Consider the following 24,271-nt stretch of genomic DNA (forward strand, 5'->3'; position numbering starts at 1 on the left):
GTGCTGCGCGCGCGCTCGACGCGAGGCGCGCGTCAGGCCTTCTCGGGGGCGTCTTCTTCGGAGGTCGCGCGCGTGTCTTCGAGCCGGTCGACCGCGCGCAGCTCGGGGAACAGCCATGCCCAGAGCAGCACGACCGCGATCGTCCCGAGGCCGCCGAACACCACGGTGGGCACCGTCCCGATGAGCCTCGCGAGGGTGCCCGACTCGAGCTCTCCGAGCTCGTTCGAGGCGCCGACGAACACCATGTTGACCGCGCTCACGCGGCCGCGCATCTCGGGCGGCGTGGCGAGCTGCTCCAGGGTCATCCGCACGACGACGCTCACCATGTCGGCGGCGCCCATCACGGTGAGCGCGACGAGCGAGAGGGGGAAGCTCCGCGACAGGCCGAACACCACCGCGGCGAGCCCGAAGAGCCCGACGCAGAGGAGCATCCTCGGCCCGGCGCGCCGCGTGATGGGCCGGAAGGCGAGGACCACGGCCATGAGCCCGGCCCCGACGGCCGGCGCGGCGCGCAGGAAGCCGAACCCCTGCGGGCCGACCCCGAGCACGTCGGTCGCGTAGATCGGCAGCAGCGCGACCGCGCCGCCCAGGAAGACGGCCGCGAAGTCGAGCGAGATCGACGCGAGGAGGACCTTCTTCCGGTAGACGTAGCGCAGCCCGGCGAGCGCGGTGGCGAGCGACGGCGGCTTCCTCTCCAGGCGGCCGGCGGGCGCCCGCACGGCCAGGGGCCCGGCGCACGCCGCGGCGAGCGCGAGGCTCGCGCTCAGGTAGACGGGCGCAGGCGCCTTCCAGAGCGCGTAGAGCAGCCCGCCCAGGCTCGGCCCGCCGATGGCGCCGACCTGCCAGAGCGTCGATTGCCACGTCACCGCGTTCTGGAAGTGCTCCGTCGGCACGAGCGTGGGCAGGAGCGCCGAGCCGGCCGGCCCCTGGAAGGCGCGCACCGTGCCGAGGAGCACGAGGACCCCGTAAATCGCCGGCAAATTCGGGCTCGGCGAGCGCGCGAGGAAGAAGAGCGCGAGCGCCGCGAGCGCCGAGGTGAGGTAGCAAAGGACGAGGATCCGCCGCCGATCGAAGCGATCCGCCGCGTGCCCCGACGCGAGGGACAGCCCCGCGACAGGGAGGAACTGGGCGAGCCCCACATAACCGAGCGCGAGCGGATCTCGCGTGAGGTCGTAGATCTGATACCCCACGGCGACCGATTGCATCTGGTAGGCCACCGTGGCCAGAAGGCGGGCCGCCGCGTAAACGCAAAAATCGCGCGATGTGAAGGCGGCGAAGGGCGACGACGGCTTCAGGGCGGCGGGGGCGGTGGCCATGAACGAGTCCGGGCGACGTTCATGGCGCATTCCAGCGAGGGTCGCCAGGCTGCGATGCTGCGGTTACGGGCCGGGAGATCGAGCGCCAGGTCGCTGCACCCCGCGCGCCGTGGAGGGGTTGCATCCCGGGCACTGTGAGGGAGAGCAGGGACGGTCCGGGCACCACGGCCGGTCATCGGGACGGTCACGTTCGCGTGGCCTCGGCGTGGAACACTGGCGCGCCGACTTGGACCTGTGGTAAGCGGCAGCCACACATGATGCTCCTTGGACATGACACTTCGTCGGGACGGGCGCGCGACCTCGCCGAGCAGGCGTGGCGCGCCTGGACGCTGTTTGGCAGCCGCTCCCGCCGTGGGCGTGATGGCCGGCGCGACGACGACGACGACGACGACGATTTCCCGCGGCCGAACGCGATCCTCACGTGGCTCCCGATGCTGGGACGCGCCGTCTCGCCGCTGCCCGCCTGATCTACGCGCCGCTCAGGGCCCGCTCGCCGTCAGCGTGAGCGAGCCGTCGCGGAGGCTCACGACGCGGTCTGCGGTCGCGACGCGCGACCAGTCGAACTCGCGGAGCAGCTCCGTCGGCGTGCACAGATCGGGGCGATCCCGCAGGCCGACGCAGCAGGCGAGCGCGCCGGTGAGCGCGGGCGCGCTCCGGGCGAGCGCCGCCCCGCGCGCCGCGCCGTGCGTCTTCGCCAGCTTGCCGCCGCGCTCCTCCAGGAGGAGCAGGTGGTGCCGGTAGACCGGCGCTGGCAGCCCGAGCAGCGCCTGGAGCGCCGCCTGCGTGGCGGTGCTCGGCGCGATGTCGCGCCCCCGGACGACGCGCGTGACGCCCGCCGCGCCGTCGTCGACCACCACGGCCAGCTGGTAGGAGAAGGCACCGTCGCGCCGGCGAACCACGGGATCGCCCATCGCGAGCGCGGGCTCCTGCGACAGGTCGAGCCCGCCCTCGTCCAGGGGCCGGAACACGCCGTCCGGCAGCTGCGCCCGGATCGGCTCCACGCTCGCGCGCCACCCGCCGGGCGGCAGCGCGCGGCCGCGCGCGCGGTTGTCGTAGGCGAAGCCGCCGTCCGGGGCGCGCCGGCCGATCGCGCGCACGTCCTCGCGCGTCGCGGAGCAGGGGTACAGCGCGCCGAGCGCCTCGAGCCGGTCCATCGCCGCCTCGTGGTGCGCCCTCCGCGCGTGCTGCTCGACGCGCTCGTCGAAATCGAGCCCGAGCCACGCGAGATCCTCCTCGATCGCGCGCGCGAACTCGGGCCGGCAGCGGTCGGGATCGAGGTCCTCCAGCCGGAGGACCAGCCGCGCGCCCCGCGACCGCGCGTCCAGCCAGGAGAGCAGCGCCGCGGCGAGCGTGCCGAGGTGGGCGGGCCCGGTGGTCGACGGGGCGAACCGGCACACCTCGCTCATCGCTCTTCCTCCTGCCGCTGCCGGCCGCGCCCTCGTCGCGCGGCCCGCGGGCGCGTCACGCCGCGCCTCAGAGGAAGCGCGCGATGCGCGCCCGCACGCGCGGCTCGCCCAGCACCGCCATGACCTCGGTCAGATCAGGGCTGTTCCTCGTCCCGCAGACCGCGACCCGGAGGAGCATCGAGACGTCGCCGACATGGCCCTTCCACGACTCGGGAGAGGCCTTGTACTGCTTCACCTCGCCTGCGTAGCCCGAGGCCACCGCGATCTGCCGGATCTTCTCGAACCACGCCTCCTTCGAGTCGGCCGGGTCGAACGTGTCGAGCATCTGCCGGAGCAGCGGCTGGCGATCGCCCTCCGGGACGTTCTCGGGGAAATCGAGCGCGTCGACGCGGTCGTAGAGCTCGTCGTAGAAGAAGAAGAGCTGGGGCCGCAGGTCGGGCCAGGTGGTGATGCGCTTGTTCGACTTCTTGCCGCCGCGCTCGATGCCGAGCGCGCGCTTCGTGTACTCCGGATCTCGCTCCATCAGCGCGGCGAGCTCCTTGTCGTGCTCCCTGGCCCAGTCGAGGCCCTGGGCATAGACCTCCTCGGCGCTCATCCGGCTCACGACCGCCTGGCTCACGCTCTTCAGCTTCACCATGTCGCTCAGCGCGCCGCCGGGGGCGAGCTTGTTGAGCTTGAGGGGGAAGGCGGAATAGGGCTTGTCGGGGTTCGCCTTGCGCCAGTCCTCGAACGCGGAGTTGGCGATGTTGAGGAGGTACTCGATGGTGCCTGTCTCGGGGACGCCGATCTCCCGGTAATACGCGATGTTCGCCTCGGGGTCCTTGCGCTTGCTCAGCTTGCGCCGCGCGTCCGATACCTTCGTCTCGCCCGTCTCCGGGTCGACCTCTTCCACGCGATCGAGCTTCTGGATCGGCGGGACGTGGGCGTACTCGACCGGCCTGAAGCCGAGGGTGCGGAAGAGCTGCAGGTGGAGCGGCATCGACGAGATCCACTCGTCGCCTCGGATCACGTGCGTCGTGCGCATCAGGTGATCGTCGATCGCGTGGGCGAAGTGGTACGTCGGGATGCCGTCCGACTTGAGGAGGATGGTGTCGAGATCGTTGACGGGCATCGAGATGACGCCCTTCACGCCGTCCTTCCACTCGACGCGGCCGGAGACGTCGTCCGGGGCGCGCAGCCGGAGCACGAACGGGGTGCCGCCCGCGAGCGCCTCCTTCACCCGGGCGAGCGGCGCGTCGCGCCACTTCGCCCAACGGCCGTGGACCCCGGGCTTCACCGTGAGGGCCATCTGCTCCTGCCGGATGGCGTCGAGCTCCTCGACCGTGCAGAAGCAGGGGTAGGCGAAGCCGCGGCGGATGAGATCGATCGCGTAATCCCTGTAGATCTCGACCCGCTCCGTCTGGATATAGGGGCCGTAGCTGCCCTGCTGCACGAACTCGCCTCGCGACGACGCGTCTCCGTCCTTCGCCGGTGCGCGGAGCACGCCCTCCTGAGGGGAGAGATCGAAGCGCGCGAGGGAGTCGACGATGGTGTCGAGCGCGCCGGGGATGGCGCGCTTCACGTCGGTGTCCTCGAGGCGGAGGTAGAAGACGCCCTCGCTCTGGAGCGACAGCCGCTTGTTGATGAGCGACACGAAGATGCCGCCAATGTGCATGAACCCGGTCGGGCTCGGCGCGTAGCGGGTGACCATCGCGCCTTTGGGCAGCGCGCGCCGGGGATAACGCGCCTCGTACTCCTCGGGCCGCCTGGCCGACGCCGCGGCGTCGCCGAAGAGGAGGCGCACGAGCTCGTCGCGGTCCTCTCCGGGGCCCGGTTCGCGGACGGTGACGGGAAGCGTCGTCTCGTTCGGGGCCTGCTTGTCCATGAGGGCGCGTCGCTCCTGGTCTGACATCGGGCGGGCAGCCATTGCACGCCCGCCTGGCCTTGTCAATCGGCCGGGGGCGCGTCAATCGTGGGGTACGAGCGCCGGTGCGCCGCGCTACTGCGGTGTGTTCTCGCCGATGAGCCAATAGGTCTTCATCGCGCCCTTGCCCTTGATCGCCACGAGGCCCCGCTCCTCGAGGAGGAAATCTCGCGCGAGCAGGGAATAGCTCGCCTCGCTCACCTGGATCCGGCCGGGCTCTCCGCTCGACTCCATGCGGCTCGCCACGTTCACCGCGTCGCCCCAGAGATCGTAGCTGAACTTCTTCTTGCCGATCACGCCGGCGATGACAGGCCCGGTGTTGATGCCGATCCTGAGCTGGAACGGCTCGCCGTCGTCGGCGACGAACTGGCGCACGGTGTGCGTCATGGCGATCGCCATCCGCGCGATGGCCCTCGCGTGATCGGGGCGCTGCGCCGGCAGCCCGCCGACGACCATATAGGCGTCTCCTATGGTCTTGATCTTCTCCAGGCCGTGCTGCTCGGCGAGCTGATCGAACGAGGAGAACATCCGGTTGAGCAGGCCGACGAGCTCCGCCGGAGGGAGCCGCGCAGCGAGCGGGGTGAAGCCCGCGATGTCCGCGAAGAGGACGGTCACTTCCTCGAAGTGCTCGGCGATGAGCTGCTCGTGCTCCTTCAGCTGATCGGCGATCGTCCTCGGCAGGATGTTGAGGAGGAGCCGGTCCGAGCGCTCATGAGCTTGCTCGGCCGCCGCCTTCGCCTGCTCGAGCGCCGCCTTCTGCTGGCTCTGCCGCCGCGCGTTCGCCTCCAGGGCCGACAGCATGCCGTTGATCGAGCCGGTGAGGCGCGACAGCTCGTCGGTCCCAGGCATCGCGACCCGCGCCGAGAGGTCGCCGACGCCGCCGATCTCCGTGACCTCCCGGCTGAGGCGGGCGAGCCGGTACAGCACCAGCTTCTCCAGGAGCAGCAGCGTCACGCCGCCGAAGACCAGGCCCACGACCACGGTCACGAGCACGAGATAACGCAACGTGTCATGGCCCATCCTGAGGATGGCCCGGTCGTTGTCCACGCGCACGAGCAGCGCCGGCTTGCCGTCGATGTCGTTGAGCACGGTGTATCCGGCGATCCGGTCGCTGCCGAGCGGGTGGACGAGGATCGGGTCGCGGTCGGACAGGGCGGCGCGCGCCTCGCGGAAGTCGTCGGGCAGCTGGGGATCGTCGAGGCGGTGCACGGCGAGCGAGAGGCCGGCGGGCTCGGTGAGGCGCTTGATCTCGGCGTCGGTCAAGAAGCGCCCGAACGTGACGGTGCCGGCGACCGGTCCGCGGCCGGAGCTGCCGACGCTCGGCTGGGAGCAGAGGAGCATCGGCCCGTCCGGGAGGAGGACGATGCCGCCTCGGACGGCGCTGCCGGGCGCGTCCCGCCCGAAGAGGAGATCGCCGAGGCGGAGCCGCTCGGCGATGCCGCGCGGCAGGGGGGCCCAGCTCTTCGTGGCGTGGTCGTAGCCGGTGCTGTACACGGGCGTTCCGTCGGCGCCGGCGAAGACCGCGAGATCGATCCGGGCGATGTCGAAGAGCTGGGCGACGAGGTTCGAGCGAACGAACTCTTGATTGCCGTCCTGCACGAACGCGTAGGCGTCATCCCACTGGCTCCAGTCGGTCCAGCGCGCGTTGAAGTCGCTGCTGGCCTGGCGGAAGAGGTTGAGCGCCACCTGCACGGTACGGCGGGTGTCCTGCGCCTCGGCGGCCATCGAGTTGGCGAGGAGCGCCCTCGAGGACACGCCGTACAAGGCAAAGCTGAGCCCGAGCAGCGTGGCGGCGATCGCCAGCAGCGTCTTCGCGCGCAGGGAGAGCAAGGCGTCGAGGGCGGGCTTCAGCGGCGCCGAGACTATCGAAATGCGGGACGGCGCGGAAGCGCGCCGGCGCCAGCCGGGACGGCGCGGGCTCCGGCGGGTGGGGGAGGGGGCGCGGCGGCGGCGGTGCGGCGCGGTGCCCCTGCCCCGGTCCGGGCCGCGCTCGCGTGGAGGGGTCTCCGGGGCGGGTCTGGAGGCGCGGTTTCATTCTCGTTCTACGGCGGCACGCGAGGCATCGAGTTCCAGATGTGTATCGTGGACGTTCCAGCCCCTCGTTTCGGGCCGAGTCCTCATCGATATTCGCGGAAATTCAGGTCCGTAGTAATGAAAACAACTTGAACGGTTGTCGCCGTTTCCGGCGGTGATGAACGACGCTACGGTATCTCACGTTGCCTCGTGGCTTCCTTGGACCGCTGTCGCGAGAGCAGATAGAATGCGTGCAATGCACACGCCCGGCCGGCTGCTTGTCGTTCCTGCGGTCCTTCTCACCCTCGCCGCGTGCGCCAACGGCACCGACGATCTGCTGCCCGGCTATTACGAGGAGCAGGCCGGCGGAGGCGGACTCGGCGGTGATGACGGCGCCGGAGGAGACCTGTCCGTGAGCTCGAGTTCAAGCGTGAGCGTGAGCGTCGGCTCCACCGGGGCCGGCGGCGATGGGGGCGAGGGCGGCGACGGCGGCAGCAATGAAGGTGACGAGGCCGCTGGCGGCGGCGGAGGAGAGGCGGCCGAGTGCGACTTGGGTGCGCCGAACACCTGTCTTGGAGCAGAGGATCTTGGTAGGATCTCTGGCGACGTCGGCGCTGATTCGTTGACAGAGACAGGGACCACGTCGAAGTGGTTCAAGATCAAGATCGATGACGAGGAGGACGAGGGTAGCGACGAGCATTTTCGTGCGACGCTCACCTCCCCGCCAGGGATGAACTTCGATTTGATCGTCTACCAAGGGGAGCTTGAGGTTGATGCACCGGATTGCTTCGCGTCCGGCGTGAGAGGGCAGGGTACGCCCGAGTCGTTTTACGTGACCTGGAATGACCGCTGGGGCCCGGAGGACGACATCTGGTTCATCATCGAGGTGCGCCACACCGGAGAGACCGTGTGCGGTGAGGACGCGAACTGGACGCTGACGCTCCTTGGCAACAATGCGGCGTTGCCCTGAGCCTGTGCGCGTCATCCATCAGCCTTCGCACGCCACAGCCTCGCGTTGCAGCGTAGCGCTCGTCCTCGCCACCGCACTCAGGGCGACATTCGCGCCATCACCACGTTAGGAATATCCGTCGTCAGCGGCGGGTTCACCAGGTCGATCGCACCATCATTGATGCCTGCCACGACGATGTCGCCCGTTCCGGAAAGGATCGCTGCCGTGGTGGCCCCCTGGAACGCGGCGCCGCTGCCGTAGCGGTGACTCCACCGGTGAGTCCCGAGGGCATCGAACTTGGCGATGAGCCAATCGGTATCGTTGGCGGTCAGCTCGCCGCCGCCGAAATCGATCTTCCCTCGGAAGCCGCCGGCGAAGACGAGCTCACCCTCGCTGTCGAACGCGACGCCATGAAAAGGTATATCCCAGCTCTGATCGGTCGCATCTCCGAGCTGTTTCGACCACGAGTGAGTGCCGGCCGCTGACAGGCGAACGACGAATAGATCGATGTCGTCCACGCCGGTGGTCTTGCGCGTGACGCGCGGGTCGCGCGTGCTCGGGAACCTGACCGTGCCGGAGAAGTGCCCGACAATTCCAGCGTTGCCCGCTGGATCGACGTCGACGCCGCTTATCTCGACCGTGCTGCCGTCATCCTCACGGCCGAAGGTGGTACTCCAGAGAGGCATTCCGTTCGCGTCGAACTGGGCCACCCAGCTGAATTCTCCCATGTTGGCCAAGTCGTCACGCGTGTGGCCGGCACCGAAGTCGACCGAGTTCACGAATGTGCCAGCGACGACCGCACGGCCCATCGCATCAACCCCGACACCTTTGCCGTATTGTGCCCCTGGGGAATCACCCGCGCGATCCCCGATCTGGACGCTGTAGACATGGCCGCCATCTTCGCCGTTCAATCGCACCAGGAACCCGTCCGTGTCCGGCTCCTCCACGGTCTCGAGCATCGCGCCACCGAAGGTCACGCTGCCCTTGAAAAATCCGGTGATCACTGGGTCACCGTCCGGCGCTACGGCCATATCGAACAGATCGGTCTCGCGATTCTCCGCGTCGCCGAAACTCTTGCTCCACACGTGCACGCCGTCCTGGTCGAACTTGGCGACCAGCATATTGCTGCTTCCGCTGGATGGAAGATCGTCGCCGCCGAGGTTCACGGTCCCCCTGTAGCCGGTCGCCAACAGCACGCTGCTTTCCGCGTCCAGCGCCACCTTGGGCCAGGTGTCCCCGCACGCCAGTCCGACGCTGTAGACATGGTTGCCCTCGCCGTCGAACACGGCGAGGAAGACACCGCCGGAAGACTGCTCTGGCAGAACCGTCGTGGCATCCGGGCCGAAGTTGATCTCCCCTCGGTAAAGACCGGCCAGAGCGATACGATCCCCTTTCGGGCCGATCGCCACCGATGTTGCCCACTGGAAGGGACCCACGCCAAACATCTTGGCCCACGCGACGTCGCTGCATCCAACGCCGTCGCAGTCCTCATCGCCCCTCTCGTTGCAGTCCTCCTCGCCAGGGAGCACCTGCTCCTCGCAGTCCCCCCACCGCCCATCCGCGCCGCAAGTCTGCGTGCCTGGGGCGCAGACGCCGACGCCGTCGGTCTCGCTCGCTCCCTCGTAACACGCCCGCGAGTCGCCCTCCTTGCAAGGCGTCGTATCGCCGCCCCCGGAGCCGGCGGCGGCCGGAGCGTCGGTGAACTCGTCGAGCCCGATCAGCGCGCCGCAGCCGGAGGCGAGCAGCGCGGTCGACGCGAAGGCGGGCAGGGCATGGCGCAGGAGAGGCACGCGGGAACCGTAGCCGAAACCCGCGCCGCCAGGACAGGGGCTCCTCGGCCGAGGGCGCCCCGGAGCGCGCGAAAGGCACCGCGCGCCGCCCCGACGCCGCCCCGGAGGGGGCCGTCGGTGATCGGCGACACGGTGCCTCGACACCAGGCACACCGCCTCAGCTCGCGCTGATCGGGATCTGACGCGGCTTGAGCGACGCGCTCTTCGGCAGGTGGATCCGCAGGACGCCCGCCCGGAGATCCGCGGAGATCTTCTCGGAATCGATGCCCTGCGGGACGACGAAGCTGCGGCGGAAGTCCGGCAGGCCTTCGACGCCCTGCTCCCGCTCGGCCGCCTCGGTCCGCCGGCCCTCGAACGTGAGCTCCCCCTTCTCCACGCGGACCGCCAGGCGATCCTGCGTCACGCCCGGGAGATCCGCCACGACCAGGAGCTCCTCGGCGCTCTCGTAGATGTCGACCGCCGGCGCCACGGCGGGGCGCTGCTGGATCTTCTCGGGGTTGCTCTCGGCACGGTGGGTCAAGCTTCGATCGGTGCTCATGTTCATCGCTCCTTCCTCTGTACACTCCAGATCCGCTCATCGCAGGATCGTCGCTCTCCTCTTCGTTCGCTCTTCAGCTCTCAGCTCTCTCAGCGAGCCGTCACCGCGATCTGACGCGGCTGCGCCTCGGCGGCCTTGTTCAGCGTGAGCGTCAGCACGCCGTTCTTCAGGACCGCGGTCGTCTTCTCCGGATCGACCTTGCTCGGCAGCGTGAAGCTCCGGCTGAAGCGCACCGCGCCCCGCTCCCTGCGGTGGACGAGGTAGCCCTCCGGCGCATCCGACTTGCGCTCGCCGCTCACCGTCAGGACGTCCTGATTCAGCGAGATCTGGACATCCTTCTCCGTCAGACCCGGAACATCGGCCTTGACGACAAGGGCGCTCCCCGTGTCGAACAGGTAGACGCGCGGACCACCCACGTACCGGGACGTCTGGTCGAAGTCGCCGCGGAGCGACGCACGGGGCGCGTCCGCCTCCTCGAACACCCAATCGAGGCGCCGGCGAAGCTCATCCATCATGGCAAACGCGCGATCGAAATCCGTGGTTCGGTGCAGCATGGTCAATCCTCCATGACCGCCGCGCGCGGCGCGCGCCGGGGCTCCGCCCGCGGCGCCGTCAACCTGCTCGCGACGGCCGATTTGTTGTAGCGTTACGGGACCTTGGCTCCGAGAGCCGGTCTCTTCGCACCGCCCAATCTTTGCACGGCACGTGGGGTGTCAAGAGCACGGCGCGCCGTCGTCCCCCCGAGGCAGATCGGCGGGAGTGGCGATGGCGACCGGACTCGTCAGAGCGAAGGGAAAGGCGGGCGAGCGCGACCTCTCCGGCTCCCCGGAGCAGCTCCATGCGCCTCCCGCCGGCTACCGCCCCGCAGGCCGAGCCACGCCAGCGCAGGCAGTCGGCGGAGCCAGCCACGCCGGCGCCCGGTGGAGCCTGCCGCCTCGAACACCTCGAACATCCCTGGGAGCGCATCCCGGAAAGCGCTAGAAACCCGGACATGCAGCCCTGCCCGCCCGCCTCCCGCCGCCGCGGCGTTCTTGCCGCCCGCCTCCGCTCGGTCTCCTCCGCGGCGGCGCTGTCCCTGGCGCTGATCTCGGGCGCCGCGCTGGCGCTGCCCTCGGAGGGGGACCGGGCGCCGAACGCGCGCGTCGAGGACGCGGACGGCCGCGCGCTCCAGCTCAAGGCGCTTCAAGGCAAGCCGATCCTCATCGTCTACGAGGACAAGGACTCGAAGACCCAGAACCAGGCGCTCAAGGACGCGCTGGCGAAGCTCACGAAGGGCGACCGCTACCGGCGAGGCATCGCCGTCGCCGCGATCGCCGACGTCAGCTCCTACGACTTCTGGCCGGCGAGAGGCTTCGTGAAGGACGCCATCCGGGAGGAGTCGAGGAAGGTCGGCGGGACCATCTATTGCGACTGGGACGGCTCCTTCCGCACGGCCTACAAGCTCCGCCGCGGCGTCAGCAACGTCGTCGTGGTCGGCAAGAACGGCCACGTGCTCTTCGCGGCCGAAGGCGCCCTCAAGCCGGAGTCGCAGAGCAGGGTCCTCGATCTGCTCCGCAAGGAAGTCGAGGGCTGACCGCAGCGAACGCCCCGGCCGGCGGGGCGCGCGCGCTCAGCGCCCGTCCTTGCGGCGCCGCCGCGCGTGCAGCGCGGACTCGACCTGCGCGCGGATCTCCGCCGCCTCCGCGGCCGCCACGAGGCCGCCGCGCGCCTCGATGAAGGGCCGGAGCGCCCCGGCGCCCGCGCCGCCCACGATCCACGGCACGCCCCGGCACGCGTCCGCGTAGGCGTCGATGAGCTCGCGCGCCGACGGCGGGAGCGGCGGGATCGCGACCGTCAGCGCGACGAGGTCCGGCGCGAGCGCCTCGACCGCCCGCGCGATCGCGGCGGGCGGCGTCCTCGCGCCGAGCACGACGGAGCGGAAGCCCCACGAGCAGAAGCGCAGGCCGATGCCGAACAGCCCGAGCACGTGATCCTCGTCGGCGAAGGCCGCGAGCAGCACGCGCCGCCCGCTCTCGCCAGGCTGCGCGAGCCGCAAGAGGTGCAGCAGCGTCGCGCCGAGGACCTGCGAGGCGAGGTGCTCCTGCGCGACCGTGATCTTCCCCGCGAGCCAGAGATCGCCGATGCGCTCGAGCGCCGGGCCGAGCGCGCGCTCGAAGATCGTCACCGCCGGGCCGAGCGAGAGGGCCCGGTTCACCTCGGCCTCGAGGCCGTCAGGATCGAACCGGACCGCGGCGTCGACGATGCGCTCGCTCGCCCCGGCGAACGCGTCGCCGCCGCTCGTGCCCACCGGCATGCGCGGCCCCGCCGCCTCGAGCACCATGCGCGCCGCCTCGGCCGCGGCGATCCCGCCGTTCACGTGGTCGCGCATCTTCTTGATCACCGCCACATCGTCGTCGCTGTACAGGCGATACGCCGACGCCGTGCGCGCAGGGGACGGCACGCCATAACGGCGCTCCCACGCGCGCAGCGTCGCCGAGGACACGCCACACATCTCCGAGACGACATGGATTCTGTAGCGGCTCAACTGGATAAACCTTGCTAAGACCCGCCGAGCCGCGGCCGTCCGCGCCGGCCCGGCGCACCGGGATGCATCGGAACGGCGGGCAGCGAGGCCCAGAAAGACCCCCTCCTGCCGACGTCTTTCACCTTGGTCATTCGCCTTTGTCAAAGGCTAGGACAAACATTATACTGCGCGTCATGCAAAACACCAGCGCTTCGGCGCAGGATCCGGCGCATCCGGCGAGGCCCGACGCCTCGCCGGGCGACGAGGTGGCCGCTCCCCCGCGAGCGGCGCGCGCGCCCGGCGTCCTCCGTGGAGCGCGCGCGCCGCTCGCCGTCGTGATCGGCAGCGGCTTCGGGGGCCTCGCGGCGGCCGTGCGGCTCGGGGTGCGGGGCTACGACGTCACGGTGGTCGAGAAGCTCGACCAGCCGGGCGGGCGCGCGTACGTCCACCGCCAGGACGGGTTCACCTTCGACGCGGGGCCGACCGTCATCACGGCGCCGTTCCTCCTGGAAGAGCTCTGGCAGCTCTGCGGCCGGAACATGGCCGACGACATCGACATGCGGCCCGTGACGCCGTTCTACCGGATCCGGTTCCACGACGGCGCGACGTTCGACTACACGGGCGACGCCGCCGCGATGCGCGCCGAGGTCGGGCGCCTGTCACCCGGGGACGTCGAGGGGTACGAGCGCTTCGTCCGGCGGAGCGAGGCGATCTTCCGCGTCGGGTTCGAGGAGCTCGCGCACGTGCCGTTCGGGTCGTGGCTGGACATGGCGCGCATCGTGCCGGACATGGTGCGGCTCGAGAGCTATCGCACGGTGTACGGCCTCGTCGCGAAGCACGTGAAGGACGACCGCCTGCGCCAGGTGCTGAGCTTCCACCCGCTGCTCGTCGGCGGGAACCCGTTCTCGACGACCTCGATCTACAGCCTGATCGCGTTCCTCGAGCGCAACTGGGGCGTCCACTTCCCGATCGGCGGCACGGGCGCGCTGGTGAAGGGGCTCGTGTCGCTCATCGAGGGGCTCGGCGGCTCCGTGCGGTGCGGCGCCGAGGTGCGGCGCATCTCCGTGGAGGGCGGCCGCGCCCGGGGCGTGGAGCTCGCGTCGGGGGAGCGGCTCGCCGCCGACGTCGTCGTCTCGAACGCGGACTCGGCGTGGACCTACCGGCACCTCGTGCCCCCCGAGGCGCGGAAGCGCTGGACCGACCGGCGCATCGAGCGGCAGCGCTACTCGATGAGCCTCTTCGTGTGGTACTTCGGCACGCGCCGGCAGTACCCGGACGTCGCTCACCACACGATCCTCCTCGGCCCGCGGTACAGGCCGCTGCTCGAGGACATCTTCGAGAAGCACGTGCTCGCCGACGACTTCAGCCTGTACCTGCACCGCCCGACCGCGACCGATCCGGCCCTCGCCCCGCCCGGCTGCGACGCGTTCTACGTGCTGTCCCCGGTGCCGAACCTGCTCAGCGGCACCCACTGGCCCACGGCCCAGGAGCGGTACCGGCGCTCCATCTCGGCGCTGCTCGAGGCGACGATCCTGCCGGGGCTCGAGGGCGCGCTCGCGAGCTCGCGGCTCCTCACGCCGCAGGACTTCCAGGACCGGCTGCTGTCGTTCCGGGGCGCGGCGTTCGGGCCGGAGCCGGTGCTCGCGCAGAGCGCCTTCTTCCGGCCCCACAACGCGAGCGAGGACGTCGAGCGCCTCTACCTCGTCGGGGCAGGCACGCACCCGGGCGCCGGTCTGCCCGGGGTGCTCTCGTCGGCCCGCGTGCTGGATAGGGTGGTCCCGGATGCATCGAAGCTCGCCTGAGGCGTCGGCGGCGGACTTCGCCGCGTGCAGGGACCTGCTGCGCAAGGGGTCGAAGAGCTTCGCCGCGGCGGCGCTCCTCCTGCCCGCGCGCGTGAGGGAGCCGGCGGCGGCGTTCTACGCGTTCTGCAGGGTCGCCGACGACGCGGTCGACGAGCTCGGGGAGCACGCGCCGCCGTCCGCGGCCGCGGCCGCGGTCGCGACGCTGCGGGAGCGGCTCGCGCGCGCCGCGGCGGGCAGGCCGGACGACAGCCCGGTCGATCGCGCGCTCGCCCACGTGATGGCGGAGCACGGGCTGCCGCGCGCGTTCATCGAGGCGCTGCTCGAGGGGTTCGCGTGGGACGCGGAGGGGCGCCGCTACGAGACGCTCTCGGACCTGAACGCCTACGCGGCGCGCGTCGCGGGCACCGTGGGCGCGACGATGTCGACGCTCATGGGGGCGCGGGGGCCCGACGCGCTCGCGCGGGCGTGCGACCTGGGCGTCGCCATGCAGCTCACGAACATCGCGCGCGACGTCGGCGAGGACGCGCGGCGCGGGCGGATCTACCTGCCGCTCGCCTGGATGCGGGAGGCCGGGATCGCGCCGGACGGGTGGCTCGCGCGGCCGGTGTTCGACGACCGGCTGGGGCGGCTCGTGGCGCGGCTGCTCGCCGAGGCGGAGGTGCTCTACCTCCGCGCGGGCGCCGGCATCCCGATGCTGCCGCGCGACTGCCGCCCCGCGATCCAGGCGGCGCGGCTCATCTACGCCGACATCGGGCGGGTCATCGCGCGCCGCGGCTTCGACTCGGTGTCGACGCGCGCCGTGGTGTCGCCGGGCCGCAAGGCGTGGCTCGTGCTGCGGGCGCTGCTCCGCAGGTCCGTCGCGCCCGCGGAGGCCCGCGAGCACGGCGCGGCGCCGCCGCTCGACGAGGTCCGCTTCCTCCTGGAGGCGGCGCGATGAGCGCCGGCGGCGCGCCGGGCTCAGCCGCGCGGGAGATCGACGCGGCGCGGGGGCGCGTGCGCGAGGCGGGCGGCGAGGCGCTGCTCGCGCGCCTCGAGCACCTCGACGCGGTGCGGGCCGCCTCGGCGCCTCGGCCGGGACCCTCGCCGCGGCCGCCGGATCGGGGCGCGACCGCCGATTACGACGTGGTCGTCGCGGGCGGCGGGCTGTCGCTCCTGCTCGCGCCGCTGCTCGCGTCGGCCGGGCTGCGCGTCGCGGTGCTCGACCGGGCGCGGATCGGCGCCGCGCACCGGGAGTGGAACGCCGGGACGTCCGAGGTGGCCGCGCTGTCGGCGTCGGGGATCTTCGCGAGGGACGAGATCGAGCGGCTCGTCGTCGCCCGCTACGTCGAGGGGCTCTGCCGCTGGCACGGCGGCGGGACGTACCCGGTGCGCGGCGTGCTCGACCACGCCATCGACGCGGCGGGGCTGCTCGCCGCGGCGCGGGCCCGGGCCGCGGCGCTGGGGGTGACGCTGCTCGACGGGCACGCGCTCCTCGGGCACGCGGAGGGGCCGGACGCGGTCGCGCTCGCCGTGGCCGAGGCGCAGCCGGGCGCCGCGCCGCGCGCGCTGTCCGCGCGGCTCCTCGTCGACGCGCGCGGCGCGGCGAGCCCCTACGCGACCGCGGACCTCCTCTGCCCGACCGTCGGCGGCGTGCTCACGGGGCTCTCGGAGGGCGACGGGGAGCGGCGGATCCGGCCGGACGTCGGCGAGATCCTCGCCACCACGGAGGACGTCGAGGAGGGCAGGCAGCACCTCTGGGAGGCGTTCCCGGGGCGTCCGGGCGAGACGACGGTCTACCTCTTCTATTACGCGCGCTCCGGGGACGTCGGGCCCGGCGCGCTCCTGTCGCTCTACGCGCGGTTCTTCCGGCTCCTCTCGCGCTACAAGGAGGGCGACGCGCGCCTCGTCCGCCCGACGTTCGGGTTCATCCCCGGCTGGTCGCGGCTGTCGGCCGCGCCGCGCGCGCCGGGGCGCCGGGTGCGGCTCGTGGGGGACGCGGCGGCGCGGCACTCCCCGCTGACGTTCTGCGGCTTCGGCGCGAACGTGCGCGAGCTCGCGGCGACGGCCGCCGATCTGGCGCGGGCGGTCCGGGAGCCGGGCGCGCGTCGCACGTTGGCCACGGCGCGCGACGCGCCGGTGCACTCGGGCACCGGCGCGCTCGCGGCCCTCATGGCGAAGCCCGCCGGCGGGGCGAGGGCAGGGGAGATGAACGCGCTCCTCAACACGGCCTTCGCCGTGCTCCACGCGATGGGCAACGACGCGTACGCGGCGCTGCTGCGCGACGAGATGCAGCCGGCCGATTTCGTGAGGTTTTTGCGGGAGACGGCGGCGCGGCGGCCCGAGGTGTACCGCGAGGTCGTGAGCGCGCTGCCGCTCCGGGCCATCGGCCGCTGGGGGGCGGGGCTCGCGAGAGAGCTCTACCGCGCCCGCTGAAGCCCGCTGGAGCTCCACCGCGCCCGCTGGAGCTCTACCGCGCCCGCTGGAGCTCCACCGCGCCCGCTGGAGCTCTACCGCGCCCGCTGGAGCTCTACCCCGCCCGCTGCGCGGCGCGCTGGGCGCGGCCGCCCGCGGCGGCGCGCCGCGCGAGGACGAGGGGCCCGAGGAACAGGCCGTACGGCGGGCCTCCGGTGCCGTGGTGGACGCGGTGCGCGTCGCGGACGCGCGCGAGGTACGGGATGCGCGCGAGGCCCGAGACAGGGAGCCGCCCGTGGACGAGCCCGTCGTGGACCAGGACGTAGGCGAGGCCGAAGGCGGTCATGCCGAGGCCGAAGCCGAACGCGGCCTCGCGCAGCGGCCCGGGCGCGCCGTCGCAGCCGTAGATGATGAGCCCGGCGGCGATCGGGGCGTGGAGGAACGCGAGCGCGTCGTTCGGCTCGAAGGCGCCGCGCCGCTTCGTGTGGTGGGAGCGGTGGATGCGCCAGAGCGCGTGGTGCCAGACCTTGCCGTGGAGGAGCGCGGCCCACACCTCCATGATCGCGAAGGCGGCGAGCGCCGTGCCGATCCAGATCGCGAGCGTCATCGCGCCCTCCTCATGCGGAACGGCAGGAGGAGCTGCACCCAGGGGCTGGCGAAGCGGTCGAGCGAGAGGGCCTCGTGGACGACCGTCGCCGGCTTGCCGCCGAACGTCGCGGCAGCGAGGGAGCGCGCGTAGAACGGCGTGTCCTCGAGGGTGCGGAGGAGCCGCGGCGCGGACCCCGGGTCGGCGGCGATCTCCCGCGCCATGCCCCAGCGCGTGTCGCCGAGCGGCCGCGGGGCGAGCGGCGGGAGCTCGCGCGCGCCGCCCGCCGCGTCGAACGCGGGCGAGAGGAGCATGCGCGTGCCGTCGCGGCGCCGGACGTCGTAGGTGAGGGCGATCCCGTCCGAGCCGAGCGCGCGCGACCAGGTCCAGCGCTCGAAGGCGTGGTCGAGCGGCTCGTCGCCGGCGTTCGTGTCGAGGTAGGCGCTGCCGGAGAAGCGCAGCGAGGGGTGCGCGAGCTCGACCTCGGCCCGCGCGATCGGCGCGATGGGCGTCCAGCGGTGGAGCCCCCGCCCGTCCAGGGCGACGCCATCGTGCGCGCCGTCCGCCGCGGGCCCGGGCACGGACGGGCGGAGGCGCACCGTCCCCGAGAGCCGGGAGGGCAGAGGCGCCGTGATCTCGTCGAAGGAGACGCGAAGCTCACCCCCGGACCACTCCATCAGGCTCGGTCCGATGGCGAGCGACCGCGGCGACCTGGAGAGCGCGCCCCGCGGCCGCTCGGTCAGCGCCCAGCGATCGGCGCGCGCGCCGTACAGCGCGACGTTCATCGCGCAGTGCATGAGCGGGTCCGCGGCGCCGCGCGATCGCGCCTTGGCGTAGTAGGGCGAGAAGACGCTCCCGAGCATCGCGATGATCGTGATCGCGCTCTGCCCGTCGTCGCTCACCGCGTCCAGGTACCACCAGGCGTAGCCGCCGCTCGGGATCTCGAGGTCGAAGCGAGGTCCTCCATCACGCTCCGCGCCGCGAGCTGGCCGCTCAGCGCCGCCATCGGCACGCCCGCCCCCGGGTGCGCGCTCCCGCCGGCGAAGTACAGGCCCGGGAGCTTCGAGCGCGAGGCCGGGCGCGCGAAGGTCGAGTTCCACCCGTGGGACACCGGCCCGTACAGTGCGCCTCCCGTCGCCGGGAACATCCGCTCGAAGTCCGCCGGCGTCGTCGCCACCGGGGAGGCGCCCGTGCTCTTCAGCGAGAGGCCGAACCGCTGCAGTTGCTGGAACACGCGCTGCTCCCATTCGTGGATCTCCGTGGATGAGGGGGTGTGTTTATCACCGGTCGCAGGGGCATTGACGATGAAGAACAGCCGTTCTCCCCCTCCCTGGGCGCCCGGGCGCGCCCCGGCCTCGGGCCCGCCGGGCTCGTGCGCCGGCGCGCCGCCGCGGTCCTCGGCGCAGACGTAGATCGTGGCGTCGCGCGGGAGCTCGGCGCGGTCGAACAGCGCGCGGAACTCGGCCTCGTAGTCGCCGGAGAAGAAGACGTTGTGCCGGAGGAGGGGGAAGCCGCTCGCCTCGGCCACGAGCGCCCAGGTGACCGCCGAGAGCGAGCGCGGCTCGCTCCCCGGCGCCTTGCGGGCGGCGCGCTGGCCGAACAGGCCGGCCCGCAGCGCCGCGGGGTCGGCGTTCAGCACGATGGCGTCGGCCTCGATGCGCTCGCCGCCCTCGAGCACGACGCCCGTCGCGCGGCCGCGGCCCTCCTCGATGGCGGCGACGTGCGCGCCGCAGCGCAGCGTCGCCCCGGCGCGGGCCGCCGCCGCGGCGAGCGCCTCGGCGACGCGGCTCATGCCGCCCTCGGGGAGCCAGAGGCCCTCGCGCTCCACGTGCGCGATGACGCTCAGCGTCGCAGGCGCGAGGTACGGCGATGAGCCGCAGTAGGTCGCATAACGCCCGAATAGCTGCAGGAGGCGCGCGTCCGTGAAGAAGTCGCCGAGCGCGCGGTGGAGGGTGCGGTGCCCGTCGATCTTCATCATCCCGCCGAGGCCCAGGTTGCCCGCCGTGCTCAGGATCGTCTTGAGCGTGGGCCGCTCCGCGCGCAGGAACGGCGCCTCGACGACGTCGAAGATCTCGCGCGCGTACCGGCAGAACCGGCGGTACCCGTCCGCCTCCCGCGCCCCCGCGAGCGCGCCGATCGCGTCCGCGGTGCGCTCGACGTCCGCGAAGAGGTCGAGCGTCGAGCCGTCCGGCCAGGCGTGGCGCGCGAGCGTCTCGGCCCGGCGGAGCGGCACGTGGTCCCCGAAGCGGAGCCCGAGCGACGCGAAGATCTCGTCGAAGACCCACCGCATCGTGAGCGCCGTCGGGCCGACGTCGACGCGGCGGTCCCCGAGGACCGCCTCGCGTATCTTTCCGCCGACGCGCGGCGCCCGCTCGAGTAGCACCACGTCGAGCCCGCTCGAAGCCAGGAGCGCGGCCGAGGTCAGACCGCCGATACCCCCGCCGATCACCACGACGCGATCTCTCCTGTCCGCCATGGTCGGAGTGTACGCGTCGGAGGTGGTTTGTCTATACTTTGTTTAACTAATGTTCAAACTATTGACAAGCCCCTGAGGCTCGCCAAGACTCGCTCCCCATGGATTTCGATCGCCGGATCGAGCGCGTCCTCCTCGCCGCCATCGAGCCGCTCTCCTCGCCCGCGTCGCCGCCCGGGCTCCTGGCCGCGACGCAGCACGCCGTCTTCCCGGGAGGCGCCCGCATCCGGCCGCGGCTCTGCCTGGCCGTCGCTTCGGCGTACGGCGATCCCGCGCCGGAGGCCGCCGAGGCGGCGGCGGCGGCGGTGGAGCTCATCCACTGCGCGTCGCTGGTCCACGACGATCTCCCCTGCTTCGACGACGCGCCGATCCGGCGCGGCCGGCCGTCGGTCCACCGGGCCTTCGGCGAGCCGATCGCGGTGCTCGCCGGCGATCAGCTCATCGTGCTCGCCTTCGAGGCGCTCGCGCGCGGCGCCTTCCACGCGATGGCGAGCGGCGTGACCGACGCGCGCAGGGCGGTCCGGTTCTTCGAGGTGCTCGGGGGCGGCGTCGGGATGCCGCAGGGGATCATCGCCGGGCAGGCGTGGGAGTCGGAGGCGAAGGTCCCGCTCTCGGCCTACCGGCGCGCGAAGACAGGCGCGCTCTTCGAGGCGGCGGCGACCCTCGGCGCGCTCTCCGCAGGCCAGGACGGGGCCGCCTGGGGCGATCTCGGGCAGCGCATCGGCGAGGCGTACCAGGTCGCGGACGACGTGCTCGACCTGGTCGGGAAGCCGGAGGACATGGGCAAGCCGGCGGGGCGCGACGGGGCGCTCGGGCGCCCGAACACGGCGCTGGAGCTCGGGCTCTCCGGCACGACCCGGCTGCTGCAGCGGCTCATCCAGGACGCGGTCGAGGCGGTGCCGCAGTGCCCGCGGGCGGACGACGTGCGGTCGTGGGCCGTCGAGCTGGGGGACAGGCTCCTCCGGGTCTGCAGGGGGCCTTCGGCGGCGCTTCCGACCGTGAGCTCCATGTAACGGCTCGGGCGGCCTGACGTGCGTCCGAGAGGGGCGGCCGTCGGGGGGACTGGGGACGTCTGAGACTGATGATCGGGAGTGGAGCTGGGTTGTTTGCGGGCCGCGGGACGGAACGCGCGACGCCGACGTGAACCCGACGTGAACCCTATGTGAGGCAAATTCAGGGAGGGCCTTAATGCGCTGTCGCCTCGCGATAGTGAGGCTGCGCCCAGGCTCGACGAACGCGGTTTGGGGTGGCATCCTCGGCGGGCCTTTCCGCGTCTGCCGCGGGGAGCGTGGCTGTGGCGCGGTGTAAAGGCGCTGTGTCCTGCGTCCCGTGAAGCGAGGCGTGGGTCATAGTCCGCGAGCGGGGGGATTGTGGGATGAGGGCGATTCGGGAGCAACACGCCACGATCGTTTCTCGAAAGCTCGAGGCCGACAGTCCCGGGGGGATGCGCGAGGCGATCACCTCCGCCGAGCAGCTCGCGCGCGTCGCGCGCGGGCGCCTCCGCGACCGGGTGGTGGACGTCGGGAGCGCGGTGGGCGCCGCCCTCCGGGGTGCGCCGAGGAGCGCGAGCTTCGTCCGGGCGGGCGCCGCCGTGCCGCTGCACGTGTCGCGGATGCTGCTCGATCGACACCAGGTCGCCGCCCACGCGCTCGCCCACCTCTACGCGGAGATCGAGGCCTGCCGCTCGCTCGCGAGCTGGGCCTGCGAGGCCGGCGGGGAGGCCAGGGCCGTCGCCGAGGCGCACGCAGGGGCGCTGCTCCTGTCGCTGCGCGGCGGCGTCGATCTGGGCGGCGGGGAGATCGCGCCGCTCGGCGAGCTCGAGCTCCGCGACGACGAGGTCGCCAAGGCGATCGGCCACCCGGCGGTCGTGGCGTGGGCGCGCGACGCGGGCTCCGGCGCCGCCGTCGCCTCGATCGCGCGCGCGGCCGCCGAGCACGGCATCCCCGCCAGCGCCGGCGCGGAGGACGAGCGCATCGGCTGGATCCGGCACAACATGCGCGACTTCGTCGAGCGCCTCGTCGAGCCGCTCGCCCCCGAGATCCACCGCCGCAACGGCCTCATCCCCGAGTCGATCGTCCGCCGCATGGGGCAGTTCGGGGTGTTCCGGCTCGCCACCGCGCCCGAGCACGGGGGCGACGGGCTCGGCGTGGGCGCCATGGCGACCGCCATCGAGGAGCTCGCGCGCGGCTCGCTCGGCTTCGGCGTGCTCACCATGACGGCCTCCATCGCGTCGGACCTGCTCGCCCGATCCGGCACGGACCTGCAGCGCCGGACCTGGCTGTCGCGCATCGCGAACGGCGAGGCGCGCTGCGCCCTCGCGTTCGCGGAGCCGGCGTACGGGTCGGACCTCGCGCGCGTCGTCACGCGCGCCGAGCGCCAGGCCGACGGCAGCTATCTCCTCATCGGAAAGAAGGCGTGGGTCACCGGCGCGTCCCGCGCCGACCTGGTGCTCACCCTCGCGAGGACCACGACGCCGGGAGGACAAGGGCAGCTGCCGCTCGGGCCGAGCCTCTTCGTCATCGCGAAGCGGCGCGGCGCGCCAGGCGCCGACTTCCCGGACGCCGGGATCGCCGGGACCGAGCTGCGGGCGCTCGGGCAGCGCGGCATGGGGCACTACGAGCTCCGGATCGAGGGGCTCCAGATCGGCCGCGAGGCCCTGCTCGGCGAGCGCGAGGGCGAGGGGATCGCCCAGATCCAGCGGGCGCTCGTGACCGGCCGCACCTACGCGGCCGCGTGCGGCGTGGGCGTGGCGCAGGCCGCGCTGGAGCTCGCGCTCGAGCGGGCGAAGACGCGCGTGCAGTTCGGGTCGCAGCTCATCTCCTTCCCGCGCGTGGCGCACCGGCTCGGAGGGCTCATCGCGCGCGTCGCCGCCGCGCGGCAGCTCACGCGCGCCGCGGCGCACGTGGCGGACACGGGGCAGCCGTGCGAGCTCACGTCGGCGATGGCGAAGCTCTTCTCCAGCCGCGTGGCCTGGGACGCGGCCGACGCCTGCATGCAGCTCCACGGGGCGAGCGGCTACGCGGAGAGCTCGACCGCGGCGAGGCTCCTGCTCGACGCCCGCAGCCTCTTCTTCCAGCTGGGCCCGCACGAGGTGCTCGCGCAGGGCATCGCGCGCGCCCTGCTCGAAGGGCCGCTGCCCTGAGGCGCGCTCCGCCGCGGCGCGCTGCTGCGCGGAGGCACGGGCGGAGGGGGTCGCGAACGGGCGGCCGGGCGCGTGAGCCAGCGAGCGAGCGCGTGCGCAGAGGCGCGGCGTGGCGTGGCGTGCGCGGCGCGGAGGCGCGGCGCGCGTGCGCGCCGTCGTCAGCCGAGCGCGCCTGTGCCATGATCGCGCGGACCGATGGTCCGCGTCCGCTCTCCTCGCTACGGCCGCAAGCTCGACGATTTCACGGTCGGCGCGGTGTATGCCCACCCCTGGGACGTCACCGTGGACGAGGGGATGCTCGCGCTCTTCGCTGCCTCGTTCCAGGACGCGATCCCGACCTACGCCAGCCGCGTCGCGGCCCGGTCGGTGGGGCTCAGGGACAGGCCGGTGAGCCCGCTCTTGCTCCTCAACCTCGGGATCTCCTTCAGCGTGCACGACGTGAGCGAGCAGGCGATCGCGCACCTCGCCTACACCGACGTCCGGTTCCCGGCGGCCTGCTATCCGGGGGACACGCTGCGCGCGAGCTCGCTGGTCATCGGCAAGAAGCCGGTCTCGACGGGGGACAAGGGCGTCGTGCACGTCAGGACCCAGGTGGTGAACCAGGACGGGCTGCTCGTCTGCTCGTTCGAGCGCAAGGCGCTCGTGCCCCCTGGCCGCGTCGCGGAGCGCCCCGCGGACGCGCCGCACGCGGTCGCGCAGCCGGACGCGCAGCCGGCGCGCCTCCCGGAGGAGCTCGACGGCCCGCTGCCGCCGCCGGCGCGCCAGGGCGGCTTCGCCTGCGCGTGGGACGACTTCGAGGTCGGCGACGTGATCACCCACGAGGTCGGCAGGACCATCGGGGACAGCGAGCACATGCAGCTCGCGACTCTCCTGCGCAACTCCCACCCGCTGCACGTGGACGAGCAGTACTCCAGGTCGAGCTCCTTCGCGAAGACGCGGGTCGTCCACGGGGGGCTCGTGCTGTCCTGGGTGCTCGCGCTCTCGAGCCGCGACACGGCCGGGTGCGGCGTCTGGGACCTCGGCCTCGACGAGGGGGCGCACCCGAGCGGCGTGCTCGCGGGCGACACGCTGTTCGCCGCGTCGAAGGTGATCGCCAGGGAAGAGGCCAAGAGCGGCGCCGGGAGCGTCACCTTCCGGATCGTCGGCGTGAAGAACACGCCGCCGCGCGCCCTGATCGAGCAGGGCGCCGACCTGTTCACACCCGAGCTCGGCAAGGCCGAGGGCAGGGTGAAGGAAAAGGTCGTGGAGATCACGCGAACGCTGCTCCTGCGCCGGCGGAGCTAGTTCTGTGCGTCAGCGATCACTGGGCGGGATTGCTGACGGACAGAACCAGGCGGCCGCGAAGCGGACGCCGGGGTGCGGAGCGGGGCGGAGCCCCGAGGAAACCAGGCGCGCCCGAGGCGGGGGCCGCAGAATGAGGAGTCCCCGGCGGGCCGCCTGCGGCATACAATGGCCGGCC

General features: G+C 72.5%; 20 protein-coding genes. 9 read left to right on the top strand and 11 right to left on the bottom strand.

Annotated elements, in window-relative coordinates:
* Positions 1 to 32: 32 nt before the first annotated feature.
* Complete coding sequence (locus tag WME73_RS03025; protein WP_437914670.1) at positions 33 to 1,316, bottom strand: MFS transporter; 1,284 nt, start codon at positions 1,314 to 1,316, stop codon at positions 33 to 35.
* A 254-nt stretch (positions 1,317 to 1,570) separates the two neighbouring features.
* Here WME73_RS03025 and WME73_RS03030 point away from each other — a divergent pair, with 254 nt between their 5' ends.
* Entirely contained in the window at positions 1,571 to 1,783 is a 213-nt protein-coding gene (locus WME73_RS03030; RefSeq protein ID WP_437914671.1) for a hypothetical protein, read from the top strand.
* Between the two features lie 12 nt (positions 1,784 to 1,795).
* On the opposite strand, the gene WME73_RS03035 is transcribed toward WME73_RS03030, so the two are convergent.
* From WME73_RS03035 to WME73_RS03045, 3 genes are all read right to left on the bottom strand, one after another.
* Positions 1,796 to 2,722 (bottom strand): glutamate--tRNA ligase family protein, encoded by a 927-nt coding sequence (locus WME73_RS03035; RefSeq protein WP_437914672.1) that lies wholly within the window; start codon positions 2,720 to 2,722, stop codon positions 1,796 to 1,798.
* A gap of 67 nt (positions 2,723 to 2,789) precedes the next feature.
* Positions 2,790 to 4,586, bottom strand: coding sequence for a glutamate--tRNA ligase (locus WME73_RS03040; protein WP_437914673.1), 1,797 nt, complete (start codon positions 4,584 to 4,586; stop codon positions 2,790 to 2,792).
* 114 nt (positions 4,587 to 4,700) lie between these two features.
* Positions 4,701 to 6,455 (bottom strand): adenylate/guanylate cyclase domain-containing protein, encoded by a 1,755-nt coding sequence (locus WME73_RS03045; protein ID WP_437914674.1) that lies wholly within the window; start codon positions 6,453 to 6,455, stop codon positions 4,701 to 4,703.
* A gap of 439 nt (positions 6,456 to 6,894) precedes the next feature.
* Here WME73_RS03045 and WME73_RS03050 point away from each other — a divergent pair, with 439 nt between their 5' ends.
* Complete coding sequence (locus WME73_RS03050) at positions 6,895 to 7,608, top strand: hypothetical protein (RefSeq protein WP_437914675.1); 714 nt, start codon at positions 6,895 to 6,897, stop codon at positions 7,606 to 7,608.
* Between the two features lie 77 nt (positions 7,609 to 7,685).
* Here WME73_RS03050 and WME73_RS03055 read toward each other — a convergent pair whose 3' ends face one another.
* The 3 genes from WME73_RS03055 to WME73_RS03065 all read right to left on the bottom strand — a co-directional run bounded on the left by WME73_RS03055 (position 7,686) and on the right by WME73_RS03065 (position 10,469).
* Positions 7,686 to 9,377: a hypothetical protein gene (locus WME73_RS03055; protein WP_437914676.1), complete on the bottom strand. Its 1,692-nt coding sequence runs from the start codon at positions 9,375 to 9,377 to the stop codon at positions 7,686 to 7,688.
* A 157-nt stretch (positions 9,378 to 9,534) separates the two neighbouring features.
* Positions 9,535 to 9,915, bottom strand: coding sequence for an Hsp20/alpha crystallin family protein (locus WME73_RS03060; RefSeq protein ID WP_044967738.1), 381 nt, complete (start codon positions 9,913 to 9,915; stop codon positions 9,535 to 9,537).
* An 89-nt stretch (positions 9,916 to 10,004) separates the two neighbouring features.
* Positions 10,005 to 10,469, bottom strand: a complete 465-nt coding sequence (locus tag WME73_RS03065; protein ID WP_437863332.1) for an Hsp20/alpha crystallin family protein — start codon at positions 10,467 to 10,469, stop codon at positions 10,005 to 10,007.
* A gap of 437 nt (positions 10,470 to 10,906) precedes the next feature.
* Here WME73_RS03065 and WME73_RS03070 point away from each other — a divergent pair, with 437 nt between their 5' ends.
* Complete coding sequence (locus WME73_RS03070) at positions 10,907 to 11,488, top strand: YtfJ family protein (protein WP_437744082.1); 582 nt, start codon at positions 10,907 to 10,909, stop codon at positions 11,486 to 11,488.
* A 36-nt stretch (positions 11,489 to 11,524) separates the two neighbouring features.
* Here the strand turns inward: WME73_RS03070 and WME73_RS03075 are convergent, their stop codons facing one another.
* The gene (locus WME73_RS03075; protein ID WP_437914677.1) at positions 11,525 to 12,439 is read right to left on the bottom strand and encodes a MerR family transcriptional regulator; all 915 of its coding nucleotides are present in this window, start codon (positions 12,437 to 12,439) and stop codon (positions 11,525 to 11,527) included.
* A gap of 173 nt (positions 12,440 to 12,612) precedes the next feature.
* Between WME73_RS03075 and WME73_RS03080 the strand changes: the two genes are divergently transcribed.
* Genes WME73_RS03080 through WME73_RS03090 form a run of 3 tightly spaced genes read left to right on the top strand, consistent with a single transcriptional unit; the run spans position 12,613 to position 16,632 of the window.
* A complete protein-coding gene (locus WME73_RS03080; protein ID WP_437914678.1) occupies positions 12,613 to 14,220 on the top strand; it encodes a phytoene desaturase in 1,608 nt (535 codons plus the stop codon).
* The gene (locus tag WME73_RS03085) at positions 14,201 to 15,157 is read left to right on the top strand and encodes a phytoene/squalene synthase family protein (RefSeq protein ID WP_437863389.1); all 957 of its coding nucleotides are present in this window, start codon (positions 14,201 to 14,203) and stop codon (positions 15,155 to 15,157) included. The genes WME73_RS03080 and WME73_RS03085 overlap by 20 nt, the downstream gene beginning before the upstream one ends.
* Positions 15,154 to 16,632: a lycopene cyclase gene (locus WME73_RS03090; RefSeq protein ID WP_437914679.1), complete on the top strand. Its 1,479-nt coding sequence runs from the start codon at positions 15,154 to 15,156 to the stop codon at positions 16,630 to 16,632. Before WME73_RS03085 ends, WME73_RS03090 begins: the two co-directional genes overlap by 4 nt.
* Before the next feature lie 94 nt (positions 16,633 to 16,726).
* On the opposite strand, the gene WME73_RS03095 is transcribed toward WME73_RS03090, so the two are convergent.
* The 3 genes from WME73_RS03095 to crtD are packed head-to-tail and all read right to left on the bottom strand — an operon-like array spanning position 16,727 to position 19,673.
* Positions 16,727 to 17,218, bottom strand: a complete 492-nt coding sequence (locus WME73_RS03095) for a beta-carotene hydroxylase (RefSeq protein ID WP_437914680.1) — start codon at positions 17,216 to 17,218, stop codon at positions 16,727 to 16,729.
* Positions 17,215 to 18,099, bottom strand: a complete 885-nt coding sequence (locus WME73_RS03100) for a carotenoid 1,2-hydratase (protein WP_437914681.1) — start codon at positions 18,097 to 18,099, stop codon at positions 17,215 to 17,217. Before WME73_RS03100 ends, WME73_RS03095 begins: the two co-directional genes overlap by 4 nt.
* Positions 18,096 to 19,673 carry a 1-hydroxycarotenoid 3,4-desaturase CrtD gene (crtD, locus tag WME73_RS03105; RefSeq protein WP_437914682.1) on the bottom strand — a complete coding sequence of 526 codons (1,578 nt, stop codon included), beginning with the start codon at positions 19,671 to 19,673 and terminating at the stop codon, positions 18,096 to 18,098. The genes WME73_RS03100 and crtD overlap by 4 nt, the downstream gene beginning before the upstream one ends.
* A 98-nt stretch (positions 19,674 to 19,771) precedes the next feature.
* On the opposite strand from crtD, the gene WME73_RS03110 reads away from it, so the two are divergent.
* The 3 genes from WME73_RS03110 (at position 19,772) to WME73_RS03120 (ending at position 24,096) form a co-directional block, all read left to right on the top strand.
* Positions 19,772 to 20,683 (top strand): polyprenyl synthetase family protein, encoded by a 912-nt coding sequence (locus tag WME73_RS03110; protein WP_437744090.1) that lies wholly within the window; start codon positions 19,772 to 19,774, stop codon positions 20,681 to 20,683.
* A 362-nt stretch (positions 20,684 to 21,045) separates the two neighbouring features.
* Entirely contained in the window at positions 21,046 to 22,812 is a 1,767-nt protein-coding gene (locus WME73_RS03115; protein ID WP_437914683.1) for an acyl-CoA dehydrogenase family protein, read from the top strand.
* A 195-nt stretch (positions 22,813 to 23,007) separates the two neighbouring features.
* Positions 23,008 to 24,096, top strand: a complete 1,089-nt coding sequence (locus WME73_RS03120) for a MaoC family dehydratase (RefSeq protein WP_012233223.1) — start codon at positions 23,008 to 23,010, stop codon at positions 24,094 to 24,096.
* The last annotated feature ends 175 nt before the right edge of the window (positions 24,097 to 24,271 follow it).

It is taken from the genome of Sorangium sp. So ce302, from assembly GCF_051530145.1.
GTDB classification, from domain to species: domain Bacteria; phylum Myxococcota_A; class Polyangia; order Polyangiales; family Polyangiaceae; genus Sorangium; species Sorangium cellulosum_B.

Excerpts from the sequence above, each read along its gene's own strand:
- WME73_RS03025 (WP_437914670.1), bottom strand. The coding sequence starts at position 1,316 with ATGGCCACCGCCCCCGCCGCCCTGAAGCCGTCGTCGCCCTTCGCCGCC.
- WME73_RS03030 (WP_437914671.1), top strand. The coding sequence starts at position 1,571 with ATGATGCTCCTTGGACATGACACTTCGTCGGGACGGGCGCGCGACCTC.
- WME73_RS03035 (WP_437914672.1), bottom strand. The coding sequence starts at position 2,722 with ATGAGCGAGGTGTGCCGGTTCGCCCCGTCGACCACCGGGCCCGCCCAC.
- WME73_RS03040 (WP_437914673.1), bottom strand. The coding sequence starts at position 4,586 with ATGGACAAGCAGGCCCCGAACGAGACGACGCTTCCCGTCACCGTCCGC.
- WME73_RS03050 (WP_437914675.1), top strand. The coding sequence starts at position 6,895 with ATGCACACGCCCGGCCGGCTGCTTGTCGTTCCTGCGGTCCTTCTCACC.
- WME73_RS03060 (WP_044967738.1), bottom strand. The coding sequence starts at position 9,915 with ATGAGCACCGATCGAAGCTTGACCCACCGTGCCGAGAGCAACCCCGAG.
- WME73_RS03065 (WP_437863332.1), bottom strand. The coding sequence starts at position 10,469 with ATGCTGCACCGAACCACGGATTTCGATCGCGCGTTTGCCATGATGGAT.
- WME73_RS03070 (WP_437744082.1), top strand. The coding sequence starts at position 10,907 with ATGCAGCCCTGCCCGCCCGCCTCCCGCCGCCGCGGCGTTCTTGCCGCC.
- WME73_RS03080 (WP_437914678.1), top strand. The coding sequence starts at position 12,613 with ATGCAAAACACCAGCGCTTCGGCGCAGGATCCGGCGCATCCGGCGAGG.
- WME73_RS03085 (WP_437863389.1), top strand. The coding sequence starts at position 14,201 with ATGCATCGAAGCTCGCCTGAGGCGTCGGCGGCGGACTTCGCCGCGTGC.
- WME73_RS03090 (WP_437914679.1), top strand. The coding sequence starts at position 15,154 with ATGAGCGCCGGCGGCGCGCCGGGCTCAGCCGCGCGGGAGATCGACGCG.
- WME73_RS03095 (WP_437914680.1), bottom strand. The coding sequence starts at position 17,218 with ATGACGCTCGCGATCTGGATCGGCACGGCGCTCGCCGCCTTCGCGATC.
- crtD (WP_437914682.1), bottom strand. The coding sequence starts at position 19,673 with ATGGCGGACAGGAGAGATCGCGTCGTGGTGATCGGCGGGGGTATCGGC.
- WME73_RS03110 (WP_437744090.1), top strand. The coding sequence starts at position 19,772 with ATGGATTTCGATCGCCGGATCGAGCGCGTCCTCCTCGCCGCCATCGAG.
- WME73_RS03115 (WP_437914683.1), top strand. The coding sequence starts at position 21,046 with ATGAGGGCGATTCGGGAGCAACACGCCACGATCGTTTCTCGAAAGCTC.
- WME73_RS03120 (WP_012233223.1), top strand. The coding sequence starts at position 23,008 with ATGGTCCGCGTCCGCTCTCCTCGCTACGGCCGCAAGCTCGACGATTTC.